25 protein-coding genes, 5 tRNA genes and 2 rRNA genes are annotated in these 26,567 nt (G+C 41.6%); 7 read left to right on the top strand and 25 right to left on the bottom strand.

The window, feature by feature from the left end:
- Positions 1 to 127: 127 nt before the first annotated feature.
- The gene (locus BLR11_RS11350) at positions 128 to 1,240 is read right to left on the bottom strand and encodes a linear amide C-N hydrolase (protein WP_091652127.1); all 1,113 of its coding nucleotides are present in this window, start codon (positions 1,238 to 1,240) and stop codon (positions 128 to 130) included.
- Between the two features lie 408 nt (positions 1,241 to 1,648).
- Between BLR11_RS11350 and BLR11_RS11345 the strand changes: the two genes are divergently transcribed.
- Genes BLR11_RS11345 through BLR11_RS11315 form a run of 7 tightly spaced genes read left to right on the top strand, consistent with a single transcriptional unit; the run spans position 1,649 to position 8,969 of the window.
- A complete protein-coding gene (locus tag BLR11_RS11345) occupies positions 1,649 to 2,287 on the top strand; it encodes a precorrin-2 dehydrogenase/sirohydrochlorin ferrochelatase family protein (RefSeq protein ID WP_091652126.1) in 639 nt (212 codons plus the stop codon).
- Complete coding sequence (hemA, locus tag BLR11_RS11340) at positions 2,256 to 3,566, top strand: glutamyl-tRNA reductase (RefSeq protein ID WP_091652123.1); 1,311 nt, start codon at positions 2,256 to 2,258, stop codon at positions 3,564 to 3,566. Before BLR11_RS11345 ends, hemA begins: the two co-directional genes overlap by 32 nt.
- A complete protein-coding gene (gene hemC, locus BLR11_RS11335) occupies positions 3,535 to 4,473 on the top strand; it encodes a hydroxymethylbilane synthase (RefSeq protein ID WP_091652121.1) in 939 nt (312 codons plus the stop codon). The genes hemA and hemC overlap by 32 nt, the downstream gene beginning before the upstream one ends.
- A gap of 4 nt (positions 4,474 to 4,477) precedes the next feature.
- Complete coding sequence (cobA, locus tag BLR11_RS11330) at positions 4,478 to 6,004, top strand: uroporphyrinogen-III C-methyltransferase (protein WP_091652118.1); 1,527 nt, start codon at positions 4,478 to 4,480, stop codon at positions 6,002 to 6,004.
- On the top strand, positions 5,994 to 6,968 hold the full coding sequence (gene hemB, locus BLR11_RS11325; protein WP_091652116.1) for a porphobilinogen synthase: 975 nt from the start codon (positions 5,994 to 5,996) through the stop codon (positions 6,966 to 6,968). The genes cobA and hemB overlap by 11 nt, the downstream gene beginning before the upstream one ends.
- Positions 6,969 to 6,989: 21 nt before the next feature.
- Positions 6,990 to 8,285: a glutamate-1-semialdehyde 2,1-aminomutase gene (hemL, locus tag BLR11_RS11320; RefSeq protein WP_091652114.1), complete on the top strand. Its 1,296-nt coding sequence runs from the start codon at positions 6,990 to 6,992 to the stop codon at positions 8,283 to 8,285.
- 12 nt (positions 8,286 to 8,297) lie between these two features.
- Positions 8,298 to 8,969 (top strand): Crp/Fnr family transcriptional regulator, encoded by a 672-nt coding sequence (locus BLR11_RS11315; RefSeq protein ID WP_245675148.1) that lies wholly within the window; start codon positions 8,298 to 8,300, stop codon positions 8,967 to 8,969.
- Between the two features lie 134 nt (positions 8,970 to 9,103).
- Here the strand turns inward: BLR11_RS11315 and BLR11_RS11310 are convergent, their stop codons facing one another.
- From BLR11_RS11310 to BLR11_RS11195, 24 genes are all read right to left on the bottom strand, one after another.
- Positions 9,104 to 9,874 carry a formate/nitrite transporter family protein gene (locus BLR11_RS11310; protein ID WP_091652110.1) on the bottom strand — a complete coding sequence of 257 codons (771 nt, stop codon included), beginning with the start codon at positions 9,872 to 9,874 and terminating at the stop codon, positions 9,104 to 9,106.
- Positions 9,875 to 9,887: 13 nt separating this feature from the next.
- Entirely contained in the window at positions 9,888 to 10,862 is a 975-nt protein-coding gene (gene asrC, locus BLR11_RS11305) for a sulfite reductase subunit C (protein WP_091652107.1), read from the bottom strand.
- Positions 10,863 to 10,877: 15 nt separating this feature from the next.
- Positions 10,878 to 11,687: an anaerobic sulfite reductase subunit AsrB gene (gene asrB, locus BLR11_RS11300; RefSeq protein WP_091652103.1), complete on the bottom strand. Its 810-nt coding sequence runs from the start codon at positions 11,685 to 11,687 to the stop codon at positions 10,878 to 10,880.
- Complete coding sequence (gene asrA / locus BLR11_RS11295; protein ID WP_091652100.1) at positions 11,674 to 12,696, bottom strand: anaerobic sulfite reductase subunit AsrA; 1,023 nt, start codon at positions 12,694 to 12,696, stop codon at positions 11,674 to 11,676. The genes asrB and asrA overlap by 14 nt, the downstream gene beginning before the upstream one ends.
- Positions 12,697 to 12,876: 180 nt before the next feature.
- Positions 12,877 to 13,263, bottom strand: coding sequence for a RidA family protein (locus BLR11_RS11290; RefSeq protein ID WP_091652097.1), 387 nt, complete (start codon positions 13,261 to 13,263; stop codon positions 12,877 to 12,879).
- Positions 13,264 to 13,292: 29 nt separating this feature from the next.
- The gene (locus BLR11_RS11285; RefSeq protein ID WP_091652095.1) at positions 13,293 to 13,964 is read right to left on the bottom strand and encodes a helix-turn-helix transcriptional regulator; all 672 of its coding nucleotides are present in this window, start codon (positions 13,962 to 13,964) and stop codon (positions 13,293 to 13,295) included.
- A 226-nt stretch (positions 13,965 to 14,190) separates the two neighbouring features.
- Entirely contained in the window at positions 14,191 to 15,603 is a 1,413-nt protein-coding gene (locus tag BLR11_RS11280; RefSeq protein ID WP_091652093.1) for an amino acid permease, read from the bottom strand.
- A gap of 34 nt (positions 15,604 to 15,637) precedes the next feature.
- On the bottom strand, positions 15,638 to 16,861 hold the full coding sequence (gene ilvA / locus BLR11_RS11275) for a threonine ammonia-lyase (RefSeq protein WP_245675147.1): 1,224 nt from the start codon (positions 16,859 to 16,861) through the stop codon (positions 15,638 to 15,640).
- 405 nt (positions 16,862 to 17,266) lie between these two features.
- Positions 17,267 to 17,342, bottom strand: a tRNA-Val gene (locus BLR11_RS11270).
- A 39-nt stretch (positions 17,343 to 17,381) separates the two neighbouring features.
- Positions 17,382 to 17,456, bottom strand: a tRNA-Glu gene (locus tag BLR11_RS11265).
- Position 17,457: 1 nt separating this feature from the next.
- Positions 17,458 to 17,533 (bottom strand) — tRNA-Asn (locus BLR11_RS11260).
- Positions 17,534 to 17,821: 288 nt separating this feature from the next.
- Positions 17,822 to 19,462, bottom strand: a complete 1,641-nt coding sequence (gene groL, locus BLR11_RS11255; protein WP_091652090.1) for a chaperonin GroEL — start codon at positions 19,460 to 19,462, stop codon at positions 17,822 to 17,824.
- Positions 19,463 to 19,500: 38 nt separating this feature from the next.
- Positions 19,501 to 19,782: a co-chaperone GroES gene (gene groES, locus BLR11_RS11250; RefSeq protein WP_091652088.1), complete on the bottom strand. Its 282-nt coding sequence runs from the start codon at positions 19,780 to 19,782 to the stop codon at positions 19,501 to 19,503.
- A gap of 137 nt (positions 19,783 to 19,919) precedes the next feature.
- Positions 19,920 to 20,510 (bottom strand): ANTAR domain-containing response regulator, encoded by a 591-nt coding sequence (locus tag BLR11_RS11245; RefSeq protein ID WP_091652086.1) that lies wholly within the window; start codon positions 20,508 to 20,510, stop codon positions 19,920 to 19,922.
- Positions 20,511 to 20,516: 6 nt separating this feature from the next.
- Entirely contained in the window at positions 20,517 to 21,944 is a 1,428-nt protein-coding gene (locus BLR11_RS11240) for a sensor histidine kinase (RefSeq protein ID WP_245675146.1), read from the bottom strand.
- A gap of 5 nt (positions 21,945 to 21,949) precedes the next feature.
- Positions 21,950 to 22,966: a tRNA (adenosine(37)-N6)-threonylcarbamoyltransferase complex transferase subunit TsaD gene (gene tsaD / locus BLR11_RS11235; RefSeq protein ID WP_091652083.1), complete on the bottom strand. Its 1,017-nt coding sequence runs from the start codon at positions 22,964 to 22,966 to the stop codon at positions 21,950 to 21,952.
- 24 nt (positions 22,967 to 22,990) lie between these two features.
- Entirely contained in the window at positions 22,991 to 23,461 is a 471-nt protein-coding gene (gene rimI / locus BLR11_RS11230; protein ID WP_342707205.1) for a ribosomal protein S18-alanine N-acetyltransferase, read from the bottom strand.
- Positions 23,452 to 24,162, bottom strand: coding sequence for a tRNA (adenosine(37)-N6)-threonylcarbamoyltransferase complex dimerization subunit type 1 TsaB (gene tsaB, locus BLR11_RS11225; RefSeq protein ID WP_091652080.1), 711 nt, complete (start codon positions 24,160 to 24,162; stop codon positions 23,452 to 23,454). The genes rimI and tsaB overlap by 10 nt, the downstream gene beginning before the upstream one ends.
- Positions 24,146 to 24,616, bottom strand: coding sequence for a tRNA (adenosine(37)-N6)-threonylcarbamoyltransferase complex ATPase subunit type 1 TsaE (gene tsaE, locus BLR11_RS11220; RefSeq protein ID WP_091652078.1), 471 nt, complete (start codon positions 24,614 to 24,616; stop codon positions 24,146 to 24,148). Before tsaE ends, tsaB begins: the two co-directional genes overlap by 17 nt.
- A gap of 4 nt (positions 24,617 to 24,620) precedes the next feature.
- Positions 24,621 to 25,604: a thiamine-phosphate kinase gene (gene thiL, locus BLR11_RS11215; protein WP_091652076.1), complete on the bottom strand. Its 984-nt coding sequence runs from the start codon at positions 25,602 to 25,604 to the stop codon at positions 24,621 to 24,623.
- Positions 25,605 to 25,979: 375 nt separating this feature from the next.
- Positions 25,980 to 26,056 (bottom strand) — tRNA-Arg (locus BLR11_RS11210).
- Between the two features lie 7 nt (positions 26,057 to 26,063).
- Positions 26,064 to 26,139 (bottom strand) — tRNA-Trp (locus BLR11_RS11205).
- Positions 26,140 to 26,214: 75 nt separating this feature from the next.
- Positions 26,215 to 26,331 (bottom strand): 5S ribosomal RNA (rrf, locus tag BLR11_RS11200).
- A gap of 79 nt (positions 26,332 to 26,410) precedes the next feature.
- Positions 26,411 to 26,567, bottom strand: a 23S ribosomal RNA gene (locus BLR11_RS11195); the annotation flags it as partial.

The raw sequence follows: 26,567 nt of genomic DNA, 5'->3' as shown, positions 1-26,567 counted from the left end.
CGACCTGCAACATTGCATTTCTGTAAATTAATACATCGGCATGCTTACTGCAAAAAAAAAATCACGCCAGAAACAAACTTCTAGCGTGACTTTTTTGCATTGTTCTCATTATGATTTCAATGTATCGTCAATGATGGAACTCCGGTACTTTCAATTCATTCGGATCTGCTTTCTGAAATAAATTAGACACGTTGCCGTTATAATCTGTGTCTCCGCTTAACGAAAGTTTCATAGCCGGAGCTCCTGTATTACTGTCAAAGGAAGAAAAATCAGCCCATACCAGAAAGGGACTCGTTGTCGACTCAAAATAATAATATCCGTTGGTCAAATCCCCTACGGTACTCCATATCGTGGCGGCCGTATACGGATGTTTAGGATCCAATGTCTTGATATACGGCTGCGCGGCATTCCGCGTCACACTAAACATGTGCGCCAAAGCTTCCCGCAAATTGCTCGGCTGCGGTAAATTTTTCAAATAAAAGGAAGCCCGGACAAAACGGTCGCCCGGGGTAGAATTGCCCGGTAATTCCTTTGTACCGCCAAACCCTTTATATTGCCGTAAATTTTCTTGCTGCTTATCAAAGGTTGGGGAATTGGTCATGATTTTATAATTCCGGTCATGATAAATCACGGCTTTTCCATCTATATATTCAATAATTGCCGAATCTCCCGTTTTATCAGCTAATGCCAAATGCAGCGATGCTCGAGCCATAGTAGTACCCACTGTTGGAATATACATAGGAACATTTAGATCCACAATCGTATATTGATTTGACTTAGTTAAATTTACCGCTTCTTCCACTGTAGCACAATTATCTAAAATATACTGCGCCCATTTCGAAACAGATAATCCTGGTTTTGTTTCATCTCGTTTGCCGTAATTGCTTTCGTCGAGCCACAGCAAATTAGCTTCCAATCCTTTTTCATTGATTCCATCAGAGGCAAAAGATTGTCCCTGTACAGACGAAGCAATAATCAAAGAACTATATTTAGATTGCCAGTCTAAGGAATTTTCTCCATTCAACCCTATATTTTTAATTCCTCTCGGCAGAAACCAAAACGCAACATCCGTTTTTTCCGGCCAGTCCATATTACGCCCTACCAATACAGCCTCCCCATTATCGGCAGATAAAATTCTGCTGCAGGCTTGTGTACTTTCCATACTGCCAAATGAAAAAACACCGGCGCACATTGCAATCAGACAAAAAACTGACAATTTCTTTTTTGATACATAACGCATAATGATACCCCCTTAAACGATAAATTGGTTGATGATCTCTATGTATGATCAGCAAACTTACATACAAAACACCTCCTACTTACTTGCTGCTTATGTCTGTTTTTAAAACAAAATCTTTAAAATACAGTATGCTCTTGTTTAATTCTATATTATATAAAGTAAATCCTTCCACATTTTTTATTTATATTAACAAATAATAGCCATTTATAAAATAATTTAATTAAAGTCCATAAGTAGGATGATACAGGCATGAATGTTTCCTATCATTTTTTTCAATCGTATTACGGTATACTATAGTATTTTCCTAAATTTTTTCACTAAAAAAGTGTTGCACTTGCAACATATAGGTGCATTTGCCTCTGTTACAATATATAATAGTAGACATATATATATTAAAGAGGTGATTTTATGTATCCTATCAATATGCGATTGGATAATGTGCCTTGTGCTGTCCTTGGCGGCGGCAGTATCGCCCTGCAGAAGATTCAGTCACTTCTTGCAGCATCTGCTGATGTAACGATCATTGCTCCGGACGTGACAAAGGATATAGAACAACTGATTACAGAAGGTGCTCTTCACTGGCGCAGGAAAAAATATGAAATCGGCGATGAAAAGGGATTTACACTGCTAATTTGTGCAACCGACGATATGACTGCTAACCAGCTTGCTGCTGAAGAAGCACAGCGTCAGCATATACTCGTCAATGTCTGCGACACCCCTGCTCTCTGCACGTTTACTCTTCCTGCCGTTGTCAGACAGGGAGAATTAACCATTACCATTTCTACTAACGGCGCTTCTCCCGCGTTAGCCCGCTGGCTGCGTATCGCTCTGACCAAGGAATACGGGCCTGTATATGGACATTGGCTAACTCGTTTGTCTCTTCTTAGAAAAGAAGTACAGCAAACCTTCCTCTCCAGCCGAGACCGCCAGAACTTTTGGCAGCATGCACTGACGGATGAGGTCATGGAACTAGTGCGTCAAGAAAAAATTGAAGAAGCGGAGGAACAAATACGTCATGCAATTAGTAGTTTTAGGTCTCAATCATAAAACCGCACCTGTTGAAATCAGAGAGCGTTTTACCGTATCCCCTCAAGATATTTCCAATCAACTCCTGCAGCTTGATGATTACAGTGGTATCGATGAAGTTGTTGTATTATCTACCTGTAATCGCTCTGAAATATATGCCGTTGTAAATGATGAAAAGAAAAACAATCAAGTACTGCACGAATTTTTTTCCCATCTGACTCATACAAAAGAATACAATCTAAACTATTTTTATTATTATACCGGCAGCGATTGTATTTTTCATCTTCTCCGAGTAGCTTCCAGTCTGGATTCATTGGTACTTGGCGAAGGTCAGATTCTCAGCCAGGTAAAACAAGCATACACACTTGCCCATACATGTGATGCCACCGGTGCCATTTTAAATGTACTTTTTCATCAAGCTATTGCCACAGGAAAACGCGTACGTACAGATACACATATTGCTTATAATGCTGTCTCTGTCAGCTACGCTGCCGTACAATTAGCTGAACAAGTCTTTGGCAGCGTGGAACATAAAAACATTTTACTATATGGTGCCGGCCAAATGGCCGAATTAACAGCGCGCAATTTCCGCGGCAAAAAAGTTAATCAAATTTACGTTGTCAATCGTCATATGGACCGGGCACGCAAGCTGGCCGACAAGATTGAAGGTATAGCCGTACACTTTCGAAATGTGGAATCTGTCGCCGACAAGATTGATATTGTCATTACTTCTACAGGGGCTCCCCATTATGTCATATATCCGCAGCGAGTCCATCAATTTCTTACTATCCGCAATGGCCGGCCACTCGTTTTTATTGATATTGCCGTCCCGCGGGATGTAGATCCCAAAGTAGGCTCCATGCAGAACGTAACACTGTATAATATAGATATGCTGGAGTCCGCTGTACAAAACAATGAAAAACTGCGCCGCCAAGAAGCTGCTGCTGCTGCTCTTATTGTCCGTGAGGATGCGGATTCTTTATTAGAACGGTTCCGGTATCTTTCGGTTCGTCCGGTTATGGTACGGCTGGCCGAAAAAGCAGATCGAATCCGACGTCATGAATTAAAGCGCAGTATTACAAAACTTCCTGAATTAGAGGAACACCAATACCGCATATTGGATCATATGTCCCGCATGATCGTACGCAAGCTGCTGCGTGATCCTATGATTTGTGCCGCACAAGCCGCCGAAACCCCGGAAGAAAAACACATAACCGGAGCTATGGCTGATTTATTTAAGCTTGATATAGCAAAGGAGAATAGCTTCCATGAACTTGATTATCGGAACGAGGAACAGTAAACTTGCCCAATGGCAGACAGCCTTTGCCGCACATGCCTTGAAAAAAAAATTTCCTCATATATCTACACAAATAAAACCTATCCTTACTAAAGGAGATAAAATTCTGGATGTACCACTGACTAAAATCGGCGGCAAAGGCTTATTTACAGAAGAACTGGAAGCCGAAATACTATCCGGCCGCATAGACCTTGCCGTACACAGCCTAAAGGATGTTCCGGCTATATTGCCGCCGGGACTCGTCCTCGGTGCTGTTATGAAACGCGCCGAACCGGGAGATGCTTTGATATCCCCTCGGTACGGCACCTTGGATAAACTTCCAGCCGGAGCTCGCATCGGTACGTCCAGTCTGCGTCGTACTGCACAGTTGCTGCATTATCGTCCCGATTTAACTATATGCAGCTTGCGCGGCAACGTAGATACACGGCTGCATAAACTTGATGAAGGAAATTATGACGCTATCGTCTTAGCTATTTCCGGTTTACAGCGATTGGGAAAAGAAACCCGCATCACGCAGAAACTTCCTATGAGCTTATGCCTGCCCGCCGTCGGACAAGGCGCACTGGCAATTGAAACGAGAGCCGGAGATACGGCTGTTCTTTCCTTGATTGCCGCCTTAAATGATGCACCTACGGTTGCGGCTGTAACAGCAGAACGTGCGTTTCTTTCTCATATAGGAGGAAATTGCCAGATTCCTGTCGGTGTATACGGTTGTATAAACGACGCCGTGATAACGTTGAAAGCCGTTATTGCTTCCCCCGATGGAAAAATCGCATATCGCTGCAGTGAAACGGCTCCTCAGCAAGAAGCTGTCGCTTTAGGCCACTTTTTAGCAGAAAAATTGCTGGCAGAAGGCGGAAAAAGCATACTGCAGCAATTGCATGTACTTACAGAAAATAAGGAGGAATAGTCTCATGGCAGGTATTGTATATCTCGTCGGAGCAGGTCCCGGTAACTATAAACTGCTTACCCTGCGCGGCAAAGAAGTATTATCTCGCGCCGAAGTTGTTATTTATGATCATTTGGCAGATTCCCGCCTCTTGAAATTTGCTCCGGCTGAAGCTGAATTCATATACGCAGGAAAAAAAGCACAACAACATACACTAACGCAAGAAGAAATAAATTCACTTCTCATCCGCAAAGCCAAAGAAAATAAAACTGTCGTCCGTCTAAAAGGCGGTGATCCTTTTGTTTTTGGCCGGGGTGGAGAAGAAGCACACTCTCTTTCTGCCGCACATATTCTGTTTGAAATAGTCCCCGGCATTACTTCTGCCATTGCGGTGCCGGCTTATGCAGGTATTCCTGTAACAGAACGTGGTACGGCCTCATCCTTTGCTGTCGTTACCGGACATGAATCGCCTGACAAAACGACGTCATCTATTCGCTGGGAAAAGTTATCGACCGCTGTGGATACGCTTATATTTCTAATGGGTGTAAAAAATTTATCTTACATTACAGAAAAACTTATTGCCAACGGAAGAGCACCCGAAACCCCCGCCGCACTGATTCGCTGGGGCACAAAGGCAGAACAGAAAACACTTATTACAACATTGGAAAATGCGTCCTGCACTGCTAAACGCTATGATTTAAAACCACCGGCAATCTTTCTTGTCGGTTCTGTCGTCAATTTCAACAAACAAATTTCCTGGTTTGAAAATAAACCGCTTTTTGGTGAAACAATTCTCATTACGCGTACTTCTGTTCCCGCTTCGGATTTAACAGACTTGTTAGAAGATCAAGGAGCCCGCTGTATTGAACTTCCGACGATCCAAATTATGGAGCCGGCAGATGCGTATGCCTCTTTGCAAACGGCTATCTGTCATATTGACAGTTATGATTGGATCGTTTTCACCAGTATCAACGGGGTTCATGCCTTTTTTACCCAGCTAAAAAAACAGCACCGGGACAGCCGTGCTTTAGGACATGCTAAATTTGCCGTTATCGGGGCTGCTACAAAAACAGCCTTATCCCAATATGGTATTACTGCGGATATTATACCTGGCCGTTATTGTGCCGAGGAACTGGTGGAGGTCATGAGACCACACATAAAAAAAGACTGCCGCATACTGATTCCCAGAGCCCGGGATGCTCGTCCTTATTTGCCGGAACAGCTTTCGAAAATAGCTGCTGTCGTTGACGTTGCTGAAGCTTATCGCACAACAGCTGCCGTAGAAAACAAAAGCAAACTTATTGCCCTTTTACAATCAAAAACAGTCACTATGATTACTTTTACAAGCTCTTCTACGGTTGAAAACCTGATATTGCTGCTCGGTGAACAAAAAAGTCTTCTTTCTGATATAACACTGGCCTGCATCGGTCCTATCACAGCCTCCACCTGCAGGGCATACGGTCTAGCTCCGATTATTACAGCAGATACATATACGATGGACGGACTCGCAAAAAAAATCAAAGAATGGAAGTGGGTTACACATGAAGTTTAATACATTACGTCCTCGTCGTCTACGCCTATCTGCCCCTATCCGCAATATGGTCTGTGAAAACACATTGACGGTCCATGACCTTATTTATCCTATTTTTGTCGTTTCCGGCAATTGTATAAAAGAAGAAATCCCCAGCATGCCCGGCTGCTATCATCTATCTGTTGACCAAGCAGTCAAACTGGCCCGGGAAATTTATGATTTGGGAATACCTGCTGTAGAAATTTTCGGATTACCCACCTATAAAGATGATGTCGGATCCAGTGCCTGGGATATGACAAGTCCGGTACAGCAAGCCATGATGGCTGTGAAAAAAAACGTACCCAATCTTATTATTGTCGGTGACGTCTGCCTCTGTCAATATACCTCACATGGACATTGCGGCAAACTCTGCAATCATTACGTAGATAATGACGCTACTATTGAACTTCTCTCCAAAATTGCTATCAGTCAAGCAAAAAGCGGTGCGGATATCATTGCTCCCTCCGATATGATGGATGGCCGTATTGCAGCTATACGCAGTGCCTTGGACCGCAATGGATTTCAAAATATCTCCATTATGTCCTACGCTGTAAAATATGCTTCAGCTTATTATGGACCTTTCCGCGATGCAGCTGATTCTGCCCCTCAATTCGGTGATCGCCGGCAATACCAAATGGACCCGGCTAATTCACGAGAAGCCATGAAGGAAATTGATCTTGATATGGAGGAAGGCGCTGATATTATTATGATCAAACCTGCCATGACCTACTTGGATATTGTTCGCCAGGCCCGAGACCGCATTGATCGGCCTATCGCCGTATATAATGTCAGCGGGGAATATGCTATGGTCAAAGCCGCTGCACTAAATGGCTGGATTGACGAAAGGCAGATCGTATTGGAGAGTTTGACTTCCATGAAACGAGCCGGTGCCGACATTATCATTACATATCACGCTATAGATGCTGCCCGATGGCTGCAGAAATAACAAAAAAGGAGCGAGTATCCCATGTTGCATTTAGAAAAATCAACGACTGCTTTTAATAAAGCAAAAACACTGATGCCGGGCGGCGTTAACAGTCCTGTTCGTTCGTATGCCCGTGTACATTGCACACCACCTTTTATTGCATATGCCAAAGGAAGTCACATATATGATATTGACGGCAACGCCTATATTGATTACGTCGGTTCCTGGGGACCTATGATTGCCGGCCATGCTCATCCGCGTGTAGTAAAAGCACTGCACGATGCCGTTGAACGGGGAACTAGTTATGGTGCTCCCACAACCATTGAATCCGATCTAGCAGAAATGGTACGATATTTATACCCTTCTATAGAAAAAATCCGCATGGTCAATTCCGGTACGGAAGCTACCATGAGTGCTCTCCGCGTTGCCCGCGGCTTCACCGGCCGCAATAAAATCATTAAATTTATCGGCTGTTATCACGGACATGGTGACAGTCTTCTGGTAAAAGCCGGATCGGGACTGGCTACTTTCGGCTGTCCCGACAGTCCCGGCATCACACCGGGGACAGCGGCTGATACCATTGCCCTTCCCTACAATGACATCCCCACGTTTCAAAAAACAATGCGTACGCTGGGAAATTCTGTTGCCGCCGTTATTGTCGAACCGATTGCCGGAAATATGGGTCTTATTCTCCCGCAGGAAGGATTTCTTCAAACCTTGCGTGAGGTAACGAAAACATATGGCACGGTTCTTATTTTTGATGAAGTCATGTGTGGTTTTCGCTGCAATTTACGAGGAGCCCAAGACATGTATCATATTTTACCCGATATGACCTGCCTCGGCAAAATTATCGGCGGCGGCCTTCCCGTTGCTGCATATGGCGGACGAGCCGATATTATGCATTGTGTATCTCCTGAAGGCCCCGTCTATCAAGCCGGTACGTTAAGCGGAAATCCGCTGGCTATGACGGCTGGATTGGAAACACTGAAAATTATTACGGAGGATCCTTGCTACATTCCTAAAACAACAGCATTGACCACCTTGCTCGTCGATGGCTTGAAAACAGCAGCAGCCGCTGCCGGGATATCTCTATGTGCTCATCAAGCAGGTACTATGTTCAGTATATTTTTCAGCAAAAATGCCGTGATTGACTATGAAGGAGCAGCGGCTGCCGATCAAACGATGTTCTGCAAATATTTTTTAGCTATGCTTGCACAAGGTATTTATTTACCTCCTTCCCAATTTGAAACGTGTTTTGTATCGGGTACCCATACAGATATTGATATTCATACTACGATTGAGGCGTCTCGAACAGCCTTCCAAAAAGCGGCTCAATGAAATGAGGTGTATATGATGGCTCCTTGTAATGATGGTTCTGAAAAATATTCTGATTTATCTCTTTTTTCTGGTATAAAAATGGGAGAACTGGCACCTATGCTGCAATGCTTAGGCGGCAGGACAAAACTATATAAACGAAACGATTTTATAGCTTTATCCCAAGAAGAAATTAACTATGTAGGTATCGTCCTAAGCGGTACGATTCACATGATCCATGAGGATACTTGGAATGATACATCAATCCTCGCCGTCATCAGAAAAGGTGAACTTTTTGGTGAAACCTTTGCCTGCGGCACTGACTTGACTTCCTGTGTTTCCTTTATGGCCGCCGAAAACACAAAAGCTATGATTCTCCCGTTTCATAAGGTTCTTCATTCTTGCAGTCAAGCTTGTCCTTTTCATCAGCAGCTCATTGAGAATATGGTAACTATGCTGGCCGACAAAAATGCTCAACTCATGAAAAAACTACAAGTCACCTCAAAAAAAACGCTGCGCAAAAAAATTCTCACCTTCCTTTCTTTTCAGTCACAGCGTTCAAAAAATTCCAATTTTTCTCTTTCCTTAAATCGTACAGAACTTGCCGATTATGTTTGTGCCAACCGGACTGCACTGGCTCGTGAACTAGCACGTATGAAAAAGGATGGACTTATTGATTTTGACCATAATACCTTTACGTTGCTGTAACGTAAAAAAATCTGGGTGCTTATTATAAACACCCAGATTTTTTTTATATTACAGCAACGTAATTATAGTACTATTACTTTATTTTCCTTGCGTCAGTCATGGACTTTTCTCTATACTGCCAATATTCTTTCTCTTTACTTTATTTTTGTTTCTCTTGTCATCATTCCATAAGGTACCGCCAGAAAAATAACAGCACCGACAATATTTCCCAATGTCACAAAAGTTAGATTGTATATGTATCCCCATACACTTACTGCCGCATTAAAAGGCGCTAATAAAGAAACGGTGAGTAATGTCATATTGGCTATGCTATGTTCAAATCCACAAGTTATGAATGCAAATAAACACCAAAAGATCATAATTAATTTTCCACTGTCTGACTTGCACCGGAAGCCGCACCATGCAGCAAGACACACAAGTATATTACATAGTACGCCTCTAAGAAATAGGACTAGCGGCGATAACCCCATTTTTGCAGCTGCACTGGCAGCTATATATTGTCCTGTACTGCCGGAAGGCCCTTGTGCTCCATAAAAAGCCAAGGACAAGAGCACCGCACCGACCCAGTTTCCTGCATAGCAGATACACCAAAGCTTGATCACATCCATAACACGAATGGTTTTCTTTACAACACCGCTGGCCATAATAAAATTATTTCCTGTAAACAATTCCGCTCCGGCAATAACGACCAAACTCAAGGCAATGCCAAAGGAGGCTCCCATGATAATTTTGGTATACGGCTGATTGCCCAGCATACTGCCAATCGTAAAGATAAGCAAAATACCAAAACCGATATAGGCACCTGCTAAAACAGACGCTGCAAAATAGCCTGCCGGATTATTTTCCAACATAGTAATTTTTGCCTTTGCTGCTATAGCAGAAGCATTATATTCATCTGAAAACATAGGTATATCCTCCTTATTTTAAACCACTATATCGAATGCCGTTCCAATATAATGGTGAATACACTTCGGCCTTATCCGGCAGATGTACATCTTTCATTGCCCATTTAAGAAATTCGGCTGTACCTGTACGATCTACAATATACCCAATATGTTCTTTACCACCCGGTGCCTGCGGGTCAATATACTGCGCTGCATAGGCATAGGTATTAGTAATGATTTTGACTATACTATCCGCATCTACCCATTTAATAAAATCGATTCCCATCCGTGGATTCTTTTTCCCAGAACGACCTAACAGTGTTAACCGGAAATACCTTATTTTACTGCGCGTCCATGCGCGATTAGGGCAAGCATGAACACAGACTCCACAGCCAATGCAGCGATCTGTATTGCGAATCGGCCTGAATTTTTCCATCCGCAGCGCTTTGACGGATAACTGCTCACATTTCTTTACACAGGCTCCGCAGCTGATGCAGCGATTCGGATCAAATTGCGGTTCCGTCATGCCAATAATCCCAAAATCATGCATACGAACTTTACCGCAATCATTCGGACATCCCGTGAGTGCTATTTTAAAATGCAAGTCATTTGGAAAAATCGCTTTTTCAATACGCTGTGCCAATGCCGTCGTATCATAATTGGCAAAGGGACATACCCGATTGCCGATACAAGCCATAACATTGCGAGTCCCGGAAGAACTATATCCAGTATCGGCAATTCCTTGATTGATATGCAGCTCTTCAATGATCGGCTGCAGGGCCTTATTAACTTCCTTGATCTTTTCAAAAGGAATCCCCAGGATTTCAAAACCTTGCCGCAACGTCACATGCACCTCTCCACTGCCATAGGTTTCTGCAATATGCTGGATTTGTCCTAAAATGGCAGCATTCATATGTCCTCCCGGAATACGTACGCGGGAGGCGGTAATTCCACGCTGTTTTGTCACACGAAAGGCATTTTTTTTCAAATTGCCACAATTCATATCCATGTCATATACCTCCTATTAATCGATCAATGTACGCAATTTAGTATATTTAAAAACGGGACCGTCCTGGCAAACATATATATCACCAATACGGCAATGACCGCATTTTCCAAGACCACAGCACATTTTCCGTGATTCAGATAACCAGATATCCTCTTCATCCACACCAATATCCTTCAACCCTTTGATAGACCATTTAATCATAGGCGGCGGACCTACAACAACGGCTATCACATGCGCCATATTTTTAAACTGTAATGCTGATATATACTTAGTAACCATCCCCGTACGTCCCGTATATCCTTCCGGAGCTGCATCCACTGTATCAATAATACAGATTCCATCTTCCTTCCACCGGACAATATCGGCACGAAACAGTATATCTTCGATAGATTTGAATCCTGCAATAACAGTCAGACTCCGGCATTCTTCCATATGATCGGCAAAATAATCAATAACACCATGCACCGGAGAGAGTCCTGAGCCACCCGCTACCAAAACAATGTCTTTATCTTTAAACATAGTTACATCAAAACCATTCCCGTATGGTCCCCGCATAAAAAAGGACCCACCTTCATAGTTTTCAAAAATTTCATCTGTAAGGGACCCGACACGACGAATTGTAAAATCCAAAGAATGATGGGTGATCCCACTAACTGAAATAGGTGCTTCTCCATATTTCGGAATAGAAATTTCAAAAAATTGTCCCGGTTTCACAGGAAATTCATTTGCTTTATCATACGCCATGCGAAATGTATATTCTTTTTCGGAATGTCGTATAACTTTCAATATAGTAGAACGAAACGGTAAATATTCATTTTTTGCCATTTTCTTTTACCTCCCGCATAGCATCACCCAGTTTATTTACACAATGAGAAAATGAAATGTATTCCGGGCATATAGCATCACAGCGTCCACAGCCGACACACATTTGAAACCCTGCGCGTTTCTTGAAATCAAGAACTTTATGAAGTACTTTAAAACGCATGCGTTGTCCGCTTTTTTGACGAAAACATCCGCCGCCCGCTACCTCTGTATATCCATCAATCATACAAGACGCTTGGACACGCCGACGTTCTCCGGCTTTCCCATTTTCTGAATAAAACAAATCCTGCATTGACCAACAAGTGCAAGTAGGACAAACGATCGTGCACCGTCCGCATGTAATACAACGTTTATCATATTCATCCCATATCGTGCTTGCCGCCGCTCCTGAATCAAGTTCTTCCGGAATATGTACTGTCACCTTATTTCTTGTTACATACTCTACGGCAACGGGAATCTCACTGACCGCAAATTTCTGTAACGCTTCCTGCAAATACTTCTCCTTACAGTCAAAGAAATACGTTTCATTCTTGACATTCACCGCCGCATCATATACATTGCTTTTATTCGTTCCCATGGAAACACAAAAGCAATCATCAAAGCTTTTCTCACAACCGATAAGTACAAACTTTACATTTTCACGAAGTTTTTCATAATAATAATCTGCCGGTCCGTTATCGCGAAACATATAATCCAAGCGTTTCACCGCATGTAAATCACAGCTGCGCAAAAAAATAATGGCCTTTTTTTGTGGAAAATCTGCTTCTTTGATTTGTGTCTCCGTAAAATAAAACAAGGTCTGACAAATGGGTACTACTATTTCTTTAAAAGAATATTCCGAACGTTGATCCCATACAATTTCTTCTGGAGATGAAACTATCCCATAACGGATTACATCGGTTTCAGAAAAACGTCCCGTACCTTCAAATATCTTCGGAGCATAGATATCATACTCTTTACTCCATGCATCAAAAACCTTGCGCAATGATTCTGTGCGTAATTGATAGCCCATTTTTCTTCCTCTTTTCTCAAGTGAAAAATATAACATATAAACACATACGTGATTCTGTCACTATGATAGCAAAAAAAATCACTGCTAAGAGTTGCATCTGCAACACCTAGCAGTGATTTTTTATTTGCATTTATACGAAATTCGCAAGCAGTATACAAAAAAACAGAATGTATTACTTTTTTATTTACCGCAATATGCAATAACTTCTACTTCAACCAATGCATCTTTAGGAAGCTTGGAAATTTCTACGCAAGAACGTGCCGGCAGTGTCTTCTGGAAATATTTTCCATACACAGCATTGACAGTACCAAAGAAATTCATGTTGGTAATATAAACGGTCGTCTTCACAACATCATCATAGGTTAAGCCTTCAGCTGCCAAAATAGCTCCCACATTTTTCAAAGACTGTTCTGTCTGTTCAGCAACACCACCGCCTACAATTTTACCATTTTCCGGATTCAAAGGAATCTGTCCGGATGCAAAAAGAAAATCACCGGCTTTGATAGCTTGAGAATAAGGGCCAACGGCACCTGGAGCTTTTTCGGTACTAATAACTTTAACTGACATAATACAACATCTCCTTAAAATAATTTATTCTATTTAGTTTGCGATAAATAGCGATAGATAGTACTTCCAGCAACATTAAGCAATTCGCTGACTTGATTAACGGCACCTTTAATTTTAAATATACCATTCTTTTTCAGGAGATAAATAATTTCTTTTTTCTCCTGAAAAGTCAGGCGGTCTACCGTTGCTTCCCGCTCCTCTACCAAGTCTTGCACTGCTTGACTTACCACTTGATCAGAAGAAGGACGCAACCATTCATTAACATCATGTACTCCACTATTAAGTGTTTCCTGACGATTGATATCAACATTATTTATTTGCGGCAAGGAAGCCGCTACTCCGGATTTCAATATATTAACACATAACATCCCCACGAGTTTTCCCGCATCGTCACGAATAAAATAAGTTGACGAGACAAGATTTTCTCCCTCACTGGTTTTACTAGCATAATTAACTAAAGATTCTTCTTGAAAGCTTGGGGAAGATTCAATAAGTTTCAACCCTAAATTAGTAAGCGGGCCGCCAATAGTCCGTCCGCTTACATAACCATTGCGTATCGCAATGATAGAAGTACCTGGTGTCTGGACATCATGTAATACAACTTCACAATGGGGTCCAATAATATCCGCAATATATCGGACCATGGGTACATAATACTGCAATATATTTTTCCCTATTTTTTCTTTCTTATTTTTTTCCAAGTAATTCTCCCCCAAAATGCAATCCAATGCGAATAATTATATTAATATATAAAATTTTATCTCTTATAAAATAATTTATATGATTATTTATTTTACTGTATTTTTCAAAATACGTCAATATCCGTCATTGATTTCAGTAAAACCAATATAGTATTCAAAATTAAATAAAAAGCAGTCTGTATCCCGGAGCTGACAGGCCAGACTGCCTTTTATTCATTTTATTTAATTAATGTCCTTCGCCTTCCGGCATTTCCGAAGAAACATCGGAAGTTTGATCGGCATATTTCTTCTTATGAAGACCTGCCGCAAAATATCCTACCGTAAGTATCGCCATAAAAATCCATCCGACAATAAGCGACATGCGAGTATCTGGATTAAACCACATACCCACCGTTACCAGAGCCAAAAATGCTATACAGAAATAATTAGCATATGGATATAGCGGAGATTTAAAGGGATGTGCTGCCATGACTTCTTCTCCCCAGTGTTTTCTAAAATTTTTCTGAGCATATGCAAGTACAAACCAAGCCACCATTCCCGGAAATACACTGGCACTGTAAATATACAAAAACAGTTTTGAATCCGGAATCAAGAAGTTCAAGAGAACCCCAAAAATAAGACAGGAAATAGTAACCATGACACCATTGCGCGGAACACCATTTTCTGATAATTTTCCGAAAATTTTCGGTGCCTGTCCATTTTGAGCTAATGTATACAGCATACGGCCAGAACTATATATACCGCTGTTGCAGCCAGATAGTGCTGCTGTAAGAACAACAAAATTAATGATACCAGCTGCTGAAGTAATGCCGACTTTAGCAAAGGTCGTTACAAAAGGACTCCCCAGCATTCCCAACTGATCCCAAGGGTATAATGTAACAACGATAAATATCGCCCCAATATAGAATATCAAAATACGCCATACAATATTTTTTGTAGCCTTGCGCAGTGTTTCTTTTGGATTCTGTGCTTCACCGGCTGTTATACCCACTAATTCGACACCTTGGAAAGCTGCAGCAACTACACACATGGCAGCTAACATGCCACCTAATCCATTAGGGAAGAAACCTCCATGCGACCAAAGGTTTGAGAATCCAATGGGAACACCGCCATTGCCAAAACCAAACAGAATAACCATGGCTCCGACAACAAGCATTACTACGATGGTCGTAACTTTTATAATAGCAAACCAGAATTCAAATTCACCGTAGTACTTAACAGCCGCCATATTCGCAATCGCAACAATAAGCATACCGCCAAAAGCCGATATCCATTGCGGCACCAAGGGAAACCAATAATGAACATATATCCCTACCGCCGTAACTTCTGACAAGCCTACTGCCACCCACAAGAACCAGTAGCACCATGCAGTCATATAACCTGCAAACGGACAAATATATTTATGTCCATAAGTCGCAAACGAACCAGTCACCGGTTCAAGATACAACATTTCCCCCATAATACGCATAATAAAAAACATTACTAACCCTGCAATAGCATAACAAATAAGTACGGATGGCCCCGCCATCTGGATCGTGCTGGCTGATCCCATAAACAACCCTACCCCGATTGTTCCCCCCAGCGCAATCATCTCTACGTGGCGAGGCTTTAAGCCACGCTCCATTCCTTGTTTTTCCATCACATTTCCTCCTAATAAAATTTTTATATACTACTTACTTAATGGAAACCTGATATTGTTTGTCCTTCAACTGCTTCATTAATCGTTCCACATGTTTTTCATTTATCGTTTCCAGTTCAAGAGAAACGGCCGTATATCCAATTTCGATACCATGCTGACTGCGTTCATGCGTAACTGATAAAATATTTGCTCCCGATTCGCTGACAATAGATAAGAGCCGTACAAGTTCTCCCGGACGATCAGGAATTACGGTGTTGAAATAAGCTTTACGCCAGGATTTCAACAAACCGCCGTTAATAATACGCGTCATTTGATTCACATCAATATTGCCGCCGCTGACCATAGCTGCAACTTTTTTGTTACGCAATCCTGTAATTTTACCATTCATAAGAGCTGCTACCGGAACGGCACCAGCGCCTTCTGCAACAGTTTTTACCCGTTCAATAAGCCAAAGAATAGCTTCGGCAATTTCTGTTTCATCAACCGTCACGATATCATCAACATATTTTTTTACTAATTCAAAAGTTAAATCCCCAGGAGTCTTAACGGTAATACCGTCTGCCAAACTTGCTTTGCCTTCCACTGTCAGAATTTTCCCTTGATTGATAGAGGTCTGCATAGACGGCATATTTTCTGTCTGAACACCAATGATTTTAATTTTAGGATTAACACTTTTTGCTGCCGCAGCAATACCGGCAATCAATCCGCCGCCGCCGATAGGAACCACAATAGCATCCACATCGGGAAGCTGATCTATAATTTCCAAAGCAATGGTACCTTGACCGGCAATAACAAGGGGATCATTAAATGGGTGTACAAAAGTATATCCGTTTTTTTCAGCTAGTTCATTTGCCTTGGCAGCCGCTTCATCAAAAAAGTCTCCAAAAAGAACTACATTTGCCCCATAGCTGCGTGTCGCAGCTATTTTAGACAGGGGAGCATGTTTTGGCATGCAAATCGTCGACTGACAGCCATACACGCTGGCAGCCAATGCTACCCCCTGTGCATGATTTCCTGCCGAAGCTGCAATGACACCCTTATCGCGTTCTTCTTGCGTCAGTGATGCTACTTTATTATATGCACCTCTTAACTTGAAAGACCCTGTACGCTGCAAATTTTCCAATTTTAACCATACTTTGCAATCAGCTACGTCGCTGACAGAATTTGTAAAAGATAACCCCGTTTTCTGTGCTACCCCTTTCAAGCGACCTTGTGCTTCCTGTACCATTTTTAAAGTTACTTCCGGCTTACTGCTCATCCTTCATTCGTCTCCCTTCAAATAGTAACGCTATTCGGTAATAATTTATCTTTCATATAATTTATTACCTGTCTACATACCTATCATACTCTTTTTGAATGTATACTGTCAAGAGATTTATTTTCCTCTAATCTATTTCTAATTTTTACTTATAGTTGTCATTTTACGTGTATTTTAAGCTATTTCTTGTCATATTTTTTATTTTTTAGTGACATTACATCAAAATATTCATCTGTATTTTCTCTTTTTGTCCATTCTAAATAAACATTTGTCTTATTTTATACAATATAATTTTTTATTTTTATTGAACAATTCCACTAAAATACAGTATATCTGCCTCAATTCAATTATATTCTATAGAAGTATCAAAAAAAAAATAAGACCCATTTGCACGGATCTTATTCTTGGTGGGCGATAACGGGCTTGAACCGCTGACATCCTGCTTGTAAGGCAGGCGCTCTCCCAGCTGAGCTAATCGCCCATATATTGAAATCTCAGTCCAAAGACTGAGATTTCATTGTGGTGACCCCTGCGGGATTTGAACCCACGTTCACGCCGTGAAAGGGCGGTGTCTTAACCACTTGACCAAGGGGCCATGGCTCCCCGAGTAGGACTCGAACCTACGACAAATCGGTTAACAGCCGATTGCTCTACCAACTGAGCTATCGAGGAATATGGTGTTCGTCTGTCTGTATCGAACAATAAGTATTATACTATTAATTACGACATTTGACAAGTGTTTTTCTCTAATTATTATCAAAACTTTTAAGTCATCGTGTTTTATTCATTTTCGTGATGTAAATTCATGCCATCAGGTATAGGACATCGTATCTAAAAAACACTTTTCTCAATTTTACCGCTATTTAAAAATATAAAAATAGGACGCACAGCAACGCTGTACGTCCTTTTATAGTGAATAGGAGTTTGTAGATTACACGGAGAATTTACAAGCAGGATGATTTACATCATGCCACCCATGCCGCCCATACCGCCCATGCCGGCACCAGCACCTGCAGGCATAGCAGGTTCTTTTTCAGGTTTGTCAGCAACCAGCGTTTCTGTGGTCAAAACCAGAGCTGCAATAGATGCCGCATTCTGCAAAGCAGAACGAGTTACTTTAGCCGGATCAACGATACCCGCTTTAACCATATCGACATATTTTTCTGTTAAAGCATTAAATCCTACTCCATCAGGTTGTGCTTTAACCTGAGCTACAACAACAGAGCCTTCAAGACCCGCATTATTGGCAATCTGACGAACAGGTTCTTCTACCGCACGTTTAACAAGATTGATTCCTGTCTGCACGTCTCCTTCTGCTGTCAATTCATCCAAAGCCGGCAAAATGTCGCAGAACGTAGTACCACCGCCAGCAACAATACCTTCTTCAACAGCAGCACGTGTAGCATTCAAAGCATCTTCAATCCGTAATTTTTTATCTTTAAGTTCTACTTCTGTAGCAGCACCGACTTCAATAACAGCTACACCGCCGGACATTTTTGCTAAACGTTCCTGCAATTTTTCTTTATCAAAATCAGAAGTCGTGTCAGCAATTTGCGCTTTAATCTGGGAAACACGAGCTTTAATTTCATCCGAATTGCCATGGCCTTCCACAATCGTTGTTTCTTCTTTAGATACGCGGATTTGACGAGCTGTACCGAGGTCATCCATTGTAATGCTGTCAAGTTTACGTCCTACGTCTTCAGAAATAACGGTTGCACCGGTAAGAACGGCAATATCCTGAAGCATCGCTTTGCGGCGATCACCAAAACCAGGAGCTTTAACAGCTACCGCTTTAAATGTACCGCGAAGTTTATTGACAACCAAGGTTGCCAATGCTTCCCCTTCTACATCTTCCGCAATGATCAATAATTCTTTGCCAGCCTGTACAACTTTTTCTAACGTCGGGAGCATTTCCTGAATAGATGCAATTTTGCGGTCTGTAACCAAGATATACGGTTCACTCATAACAGCTTCCATCTTATCCGGATCGGTTACCATGTACGGAGAAATATAACCACGGTCAAACTGCATACCTTCAACAACAGACAACTGTGTTCCCATTGTCTTTGATTCTTCAACTGTGATAACGCCGTCTTTGCCGACTTTTTCCATTGCATCAGCAATAAGACCGCCGATTTCTTCATCACCTGCAGAAATAGACGCAACTTGTGCTATCGATTCTTTGTCTGAAACAGCAATAGAACGTTTCTGAACTTCTTCAACCAATTTTTTTACAGCCATTTCAATACCGCGTTTTAAAATCATTGGATTAGCGCCGGCAGCCACATTGCGCATACCTTCCTGAATCATAGCCTGAGCCAGTAAAGTAGCTGTCGTTGTGCCATCACCTGCTACATCATTGGTTTTTGTAGCAACTTCTTTTACAAGTTGTGCACCCATATTTTCAAACGGATCTTCTAATTCAATATCGCGGGCAATCGTAACACCGTCATTAGTAATGGTCGGTGCCCCGAATTTCTTATCTAATACGACATTACGACCCTTAGGTCCCAATGTTATTTTTACAGCATTAGCTAACGCGTCAACGCCTTTTCCCAATGCACGGCGTGCATCTTCATTAAACAAAATCTGTTTAGCCATAATATATTCACTCTCCTGTTTTATATAGTTATTTTATATTACATAATAGCCAAAATGTCTCGTTCGCTGACAATCAAATATTCATTGCCTTCTACCTTGACTTCTGTACCGGCATATTTGGAGAAAATAATCTTGTCACCCACACTGACTTCCATCGCAACGCGAGTGCCATCGTCCTGCAATTTACCTGAACCAACGGCAATAACTTCACCTTGGGACGGTTTTTCTTTTGCTGTATCTGGTAAGAAAATACCGCTGGCAGTCTTTTCTTCCTTTTCTAACACACGAATTACTACACGGTCTCCTAACGGTTTAATCATTTTAACTCCTCCTCGAAAAATATAAATTTTTCACCTTTTTGTTAGCACTCATTACTGTCGAGTGCTAACTACTCTTATATATTACATAAGAATGGGAAAAAAATCAAGTCTTTTCCCATTCTTTTTTATATTTCCTATTATTTATTATTTTGCTGCCGACGCTGTGCACTATTAACAACAGCATCAGCCACTGCTCTCAGTGATTTTCTGTTTTTCATGCTATACTGCTGCAGCCGTCGATATGCTTCACGTTCAGAAATTTTATATATTTCCATTAAATATCCTTTTGCCTTATCTACGGCTTTCCGTGTTTCTAACGTTTCATTCATTTCTTCCAGTTGGCTGGCAATTTCTCTTTGCCGCTGGAACTGTGAAATAGCAATTTCCATTGCAGGGAATAGATTTACTTGGCTGATAGGCTTTACAATGTAGCCTAATACACCTGATACCTTTGCTTTATCTACAATATCCTGCTGGCTGTATGCTGTAAGAAGAAGTACTGGCGCAATATTATCATGAACGATCATTTTAGCAGCATGTATCCCATCTAACCGCGGCATTTTAATATCCAGCAAAACAATATCCGGTTTTTCGCTGCGGGCCATTTCCAATGCTTCCACACCATCTACTGCTTCCCCTACAACAGTATGTCCCGCTTCCTCCAGCAGTTCTCTCAAATCCATGCGAATAATAGATTCATCATCACCAATTACTACTCTATATCCCATAATGTATTATTCCCCCTTCGTATGCAACGGAAATCGAATAATGGCTTTCGTTCCTTGTGGTTCTGCTAAAGAAAATTTCAACGTTCCCTGCAGATCCTTTTCTACCAGTGTAGATACAATCTGTAAACCCAAGTGCTTACGTCCTTTATAATTTCGGACCGCCTCTATATCCATACCTCTTCCATTATCAGCTATTACCATCATTCCCCATGTTCCTTCATTATGAATGGTTACGCTTATCGTTCCTTCATGAATTCCCTCAAATCCATGTTCGATAGCATTAGTAATTAACTCATTAATCACTAATGCTAATGAAGTCGCTGCCTCTGAAGGCAAAATTAGTTTCTGTCCTTCAAATTTAGCCTCAATACGATTTTCGCGGCTTACCATGCTATGTAAAAGCAAGGTCAACAATTTTTGTGCTACATCTGAAATATCAATATTTTCTTCATCATGATGCGATAATATTTCATGCACCAGAGAAATGCTCAAAATACGATGCAAGCTTTCCTGTAATACATCTTTGGCTTCCTGACTCTCTACCCGGCGCATCTGCATACGCAAAAGACTGGCTATCGTTTGAAGATTATTCTTGACACGGTGATGAATTTCCTTAATAACCGATGTCTTAACCATCAATTCTTCTTCCTTGCGGTGAATTTCTGTCCGTTCCGTAATAACAATAATAATCCGGGATACTTTTCCTCCGCTGAGGAGCGGGATTACTCTTTGTGTAAAAATAATCTTCCCATGACGTATATCCTCGACAAACCCTTCATGCGTTGCTAACGCTTTTTTCGCTCCGGATAAATTTACACGGCTGTTATAAATATTTTCACCTGCCAGTCGTATGTCCCGACCGCGAAGATGCATAATGCTTTCAGCCATTTCATCCGCATATACAACTTTTCCCTCCCCACTGATAAGGATAATGCCATCTTGCACGGATAAGGTCTGATATAGCTTGCGTGATTCATCTATAATAGGCACTTGTAATGCTTGAAACGCTGTATCAGTAAGTATATTGCGATTATTTTCGACTTTCCCAACAAAGGTAATGACAGCGATCGTATCTCCGGCATTATCAACAAAAGGATACGCCATCATGGGCTCCATTTTGCCGAATTCTCGTTCTTTGGCACCCTTTAAAGGCGTTCCCGTATGAAAGACCCGCAAGGCCAAAGGTTCATCATAAGCCGTAATGCTTTCACCAGATGCTGCTTCTGCCACAGTTTCACTTAATCGCAGAAATAAGGGAGTGCGCTGTGCTGCAAGAACGAGTGTGTCCTTTTGCTTACCTAATACAAAAACATTAATTTCACGCTGTGATAAATCACTGGCAAACTGCAGTAAATCTACACTATTATTTAATATACGAATCTGTACATCAGATAGTATGCTTTTTTCCCGGCATATATCATTCATGAATGCCATTTTTATCACCTCTGTGAAGATGTTATTGCCAACGCGGGATTGGCATTGAGTGTTAAATCGGCAAACCGGCCTTCCATGGCCATATAGTATGCCCGACAGCCGATCATGGCACCATTATCGGTACAAAGAACCGGTTCCGGACGATATAATGTATATCCATGGGCACGGCAGGCTGTTTCCATAGCTTCCGCCAAACCGCTGTTAGCTGCTACACCGCCCGCAACTGCTATCTTTTTCATTCCGCAATAGGCGGCAGCATTGATCGTTTTCTCAACCAATGTATCCACCACCGTCTTTTGAAAACTTGCTGCCACATCACTTGCAACATACCCCAAACCACGTTGTTCTTGTGTATGAAGATAATTAAGAACTGCCGATTTCAGGCCACTGAAACTAAATTCGAAATTATTTCTTTCATGGAGCGCTTTAGGAAATATAATAGCATTCGAATTTCCTTCTTTAGCCAGTTTATCAATCTGTGGCCCTCCCGGATACGGATATCCCATAACTCTGGCAATTTTGTCAAAAGCTTCTCCCGCGGCATCATCCCGAGTTTGTCCCAAAAGTTTAAAAGAATTGTATCCTTCAATACATACAAGCTGTGTGTGTCCTCCCGATACAACTAAAGATAAAAATGGCGGCTCTAAATCAGGATGACTTAGAAAATTAGCAAAAATATGCCCTTCCATATGGTTTACGCCTATAAGAGGTTTATCTAAGGCAAAACTGATTGCTTTTGCCGCAGCCACTCCAACAAGTAGTGCTCCCACAAGTCCTGGGCCATAGGTTACACCGATATGATCCACTTCTTGTAGTGTAATCGCTGCTTGACTCAGCGCTTCATCAATGATTGGCATAACGTATTCTATGTGCTGTCTGGATGCTATTTCCGGGACAACACCACCAAATTTGCGATGAATAGGAACCTGCGTTGAAATGACATTGGACAAAATGTTACGTCCATCTAATATGACTGCTGCTGATGTTTCATCACAGCTGGTTTCTAACGCTAATGTATACATATATCATAACTTCTTTCTCCAGACCTATCTATCGGCCCAGCGATATTTTTTTCGCTCACAACTCATAACATAAGCGTCCTCCATCGGCTGTGTGTAATATTGCCTACGAACACTTACAACCGTATATCCCAATTTCCGATATAGACGAAGTGCCGGTAAATTAGAAAAACGTACTTCAAGAAATATCACTGAACAGCCGCGTTCCCATGCAGTTTCCATCAATAACCGCAATAGTAATTCTCCATATCCGCGGCCGCGGCAAGCTTTTCGCAGCGCGATGTTGGTAATCTGTCCTTCATCAAGTACATGCCATAATCCGGCATAGCCCCATATAACGCCTTGTTCATCTTCTAATACATAATACAGGGTAAGATCTTTATTCATAAGTTCGTTAATAACAGCATCTTTAGTCCAAGGCTGAGAAAATGATTCCTGTTCAACTAGACATATCCCTTCACAATCCTTCCGCTGTGCTTCACGCATCTTCATAGACATGATTGACCGCCATGCCGTTTTTCCCAAAGTACTTCGGCTTCACTCCGCCTTTTATACGAAGGCGTCAAGCTCATGCAATCATCTGCACTGCCTTCGGCAAGTCGCAAAGCACCTGCCAGTGCCACACTGCCCGCGCGGGGGATAACCATGGTTGGCGGTGCCATACGAAAAAGACAATTTCTTTGTTCTATAGCACGCCTTGCCAACAATGCTCCATCCCCACAAAATGAGACAGGCCGGTCATATTTTTCAAGCATAATAAGAACATCCTCTACGTTTTTTATGCCAATAGGAAGGCGTTCTATAAGCTGCGTTCCCTGCCATTCATATAAGGAAAAATAAACATTTCCCTTTTGCGCATCAATTAACGGACAAATTAAATCCGCGCAGCCTATACTATTCCATGCTAAACTTTCCGGCGTAGAAACACCCACAATAGGAATGTTCCAAGCATACGCCAATCCCTTAGCTGTGGCCAGTCCAATCCGCAGTCCCGTAAAAGAGCCAGGGCCGATAGCAACCGCAATACTGTCAATTGTATTTTTCGGCACAGAGGCCTTATCCAGCATATCAGCAATATGCGGCATAAGCTGCTCAGAATGGGTCAATTTTGCCTGTATTGTAAGTTCGGCACGCAATGTGTCATTATGCAAAAGAGCAACGCTAGATACTAAACTAGATGTTTCAATGGCTAGCAACATAATTCTGTACCTCTTTTTCAACTTGTATCCAACGTTCACTTGAAAATATAAAATGAAATAAGCGATCTGTTGGACCTTTTTTTTCTATACTAATGGTTGCAGCATCAACGGGTAAGCGATCCGGAAATTTTTCAGACCATTCAATGACAGTCACTCCATTTGATATATAATCGTCGAAACCTAGATCGTCTAACTCATAGTCTTCTTCCAATCGATAAAAATCAAAATGCTGCAATGGCAGTTCATTTTCATAATAATTAAATATCGTAAAAGTCGGACTCACAACTATATCCGTAATTCCCATTCCTTTTGCAATTCCTTGAACAAAATGAGTTTTGCCAGCGCCCAAGTCACCTTGCAAAGCTAAGACATCCCCTGATTTCAGAATAGCTCCAAGAATAGTTCCTAATTGTATGGTATTCTTTTCCGAATGTGTATATACATCTATCTCCATTATTTTATTCCTCGCTAAAATGATGAAATCCCAAAGGCAGTAATTTATTTTCTATTCCCTTATGAGAAATTTTTACTCCCACAGGCCCTTGACGAACACTGCCAATAGCAGTTACATGAATGTATGTTTTTTGAAGTACTGCGAAGTCTTCGGGACTCATAGTAAATACCAATTCATAGTCTTCTCCGCCGTTTAGAACAAATTTCCAAATATCCTGCGCCGTCTTTTCCGACCATATCTTCAATTCATCACTGATAGGAATTGCCTCGCGATCCAACACGATTTCCACCTTGCTGGCTGAAGCAATTTCATTTATTTCACTGGCTAAGCCGTCGCTTATATCGTTTAAGCTATGACAATTATGTTCTACCAGTAATCTTCCTAATTCTATCTGCGGCTCTGGAAAACGATGAGCTTTTTTGAGTTTTTCATACCCTTTTTCCCCTGCAAGCAAGACATCTAATCCACCCGCTGAGTCTCCTAAAGTATGAGAAACCGCTACGATATCACCTATCCTTGCCCCACCTCGGGGAATCGCTCTGCCTGCCTCAATTTCACCAAAAGCAGCTACTGTAATAACTAATCCCTCTTTAGACATTACAGTGTCACCGCCAATAATATTCACACTATATTTACGACAAATATCCTTAATTCCCTTGTACAAAGATATCAGGTCATCCACTTCCATATTCCCGGCAATTGCTGTTGAAAGCACAATATGAGTAGGAATACCACCCATCGCTGCAATGTCGCTTAAATTAGAAACAACCGCTTTAATTCCTACATCATACCAATCTCCCGTTCGTTGAATAATAAAATGGCTATTTTCTACCATCGTATCAATGACCGCTATTTGTTCCATTCCCACAGTCGTCTTATAAACCGCGCCATCATCACCAATACCGATAACAACAGATTCAGGATTAAACAGTGTTCCCTCTTTAATTGCATCAATAAAACCAAATTCACCTAACTCAGAAATTTTCATGAATTGAATACTCCTTACTCTTTATATCCACCTACATTAATCACATATAATATATATAATAGTCGAAATAAAAGAAAAATACAACTAACATTCATTATAGCTCATTTATTGCTATCCTAACCATATAAATACTGCATCAGTCTTATACTCGGCAACTCATATTTTAACTATACGAAAAAATAGATAAATCCAAAATATTTCAATATATGCTGCAAAGCAGACCGGTAATATAAAAAACACTCACTATATCTACATGGTGAGTGCTTTCAAAAAAATCATGTTTCTTTAAACATTATATTTTAACAAGAATAGTATTAACGAAAAACTCCCAATCCTAAACAAAATGCTAGGATTGGGAGTTCGAACAAAATTTGTTGGTGACCCGGTAGGGATTCGAACCCTAGACCTACTGATTCGTAGTCAGTCACTCTATCCAGCTGAGCTACCGAGTCATAAAAATGGCAGGGGCAGAAGGAGTCGAACCCTCAACCAACGGTTTTGGAGACCGCTACTCTACCAATTGAGCTATACCCCTATATACCGAATAAATCAGTATAAGTGTATCCAGACTTAAACGTCGACTCCGACATTTAAGTCTGATTCACTCTATAATCAGCGGCTTCCTATCCTCCCAGGGCGCTTCCACCCAAGTACTTTCGGCGTTTGCGGGCTTAACTGCTGTGTTCGGCATGGGAACAGGTGGATCCCCGCAGCTATCGCTACTGAATTATTCAGGGTCATACCCTGACAACCACAAAGAAAAGTATCTACGAATCAAAGGCCATACATAGTCTTGCATACTTGCTTAAGTCAAGTCCTCGGTCTATTAGTACCGGTCCGCTCCATACATCACTGTACTTCCACTCCCGGCCTATCAACCACATCGTCTCTGTGGGACCTTACTTACTTACGTAATGAGAAACCTCATCTTTAGGCTGGTTTCACGCTTAGATGCTTTCAGCG

The sequence above is a fragment of the Megasphaera paucivorans genome, from assembly GCF_900103535.1.
Classification (GTDB): domain Bacteria; phylum Bacillota; class Negativicutes; order Veillonellales; family Megasphaeraceae; genus Megasphaera_A; species Megasphaera_A paucivorans.
Note: the sequence above shows the minus strand (reverse complement) of the source record. Positions and strands in the feature narration are given on the sequence as shown.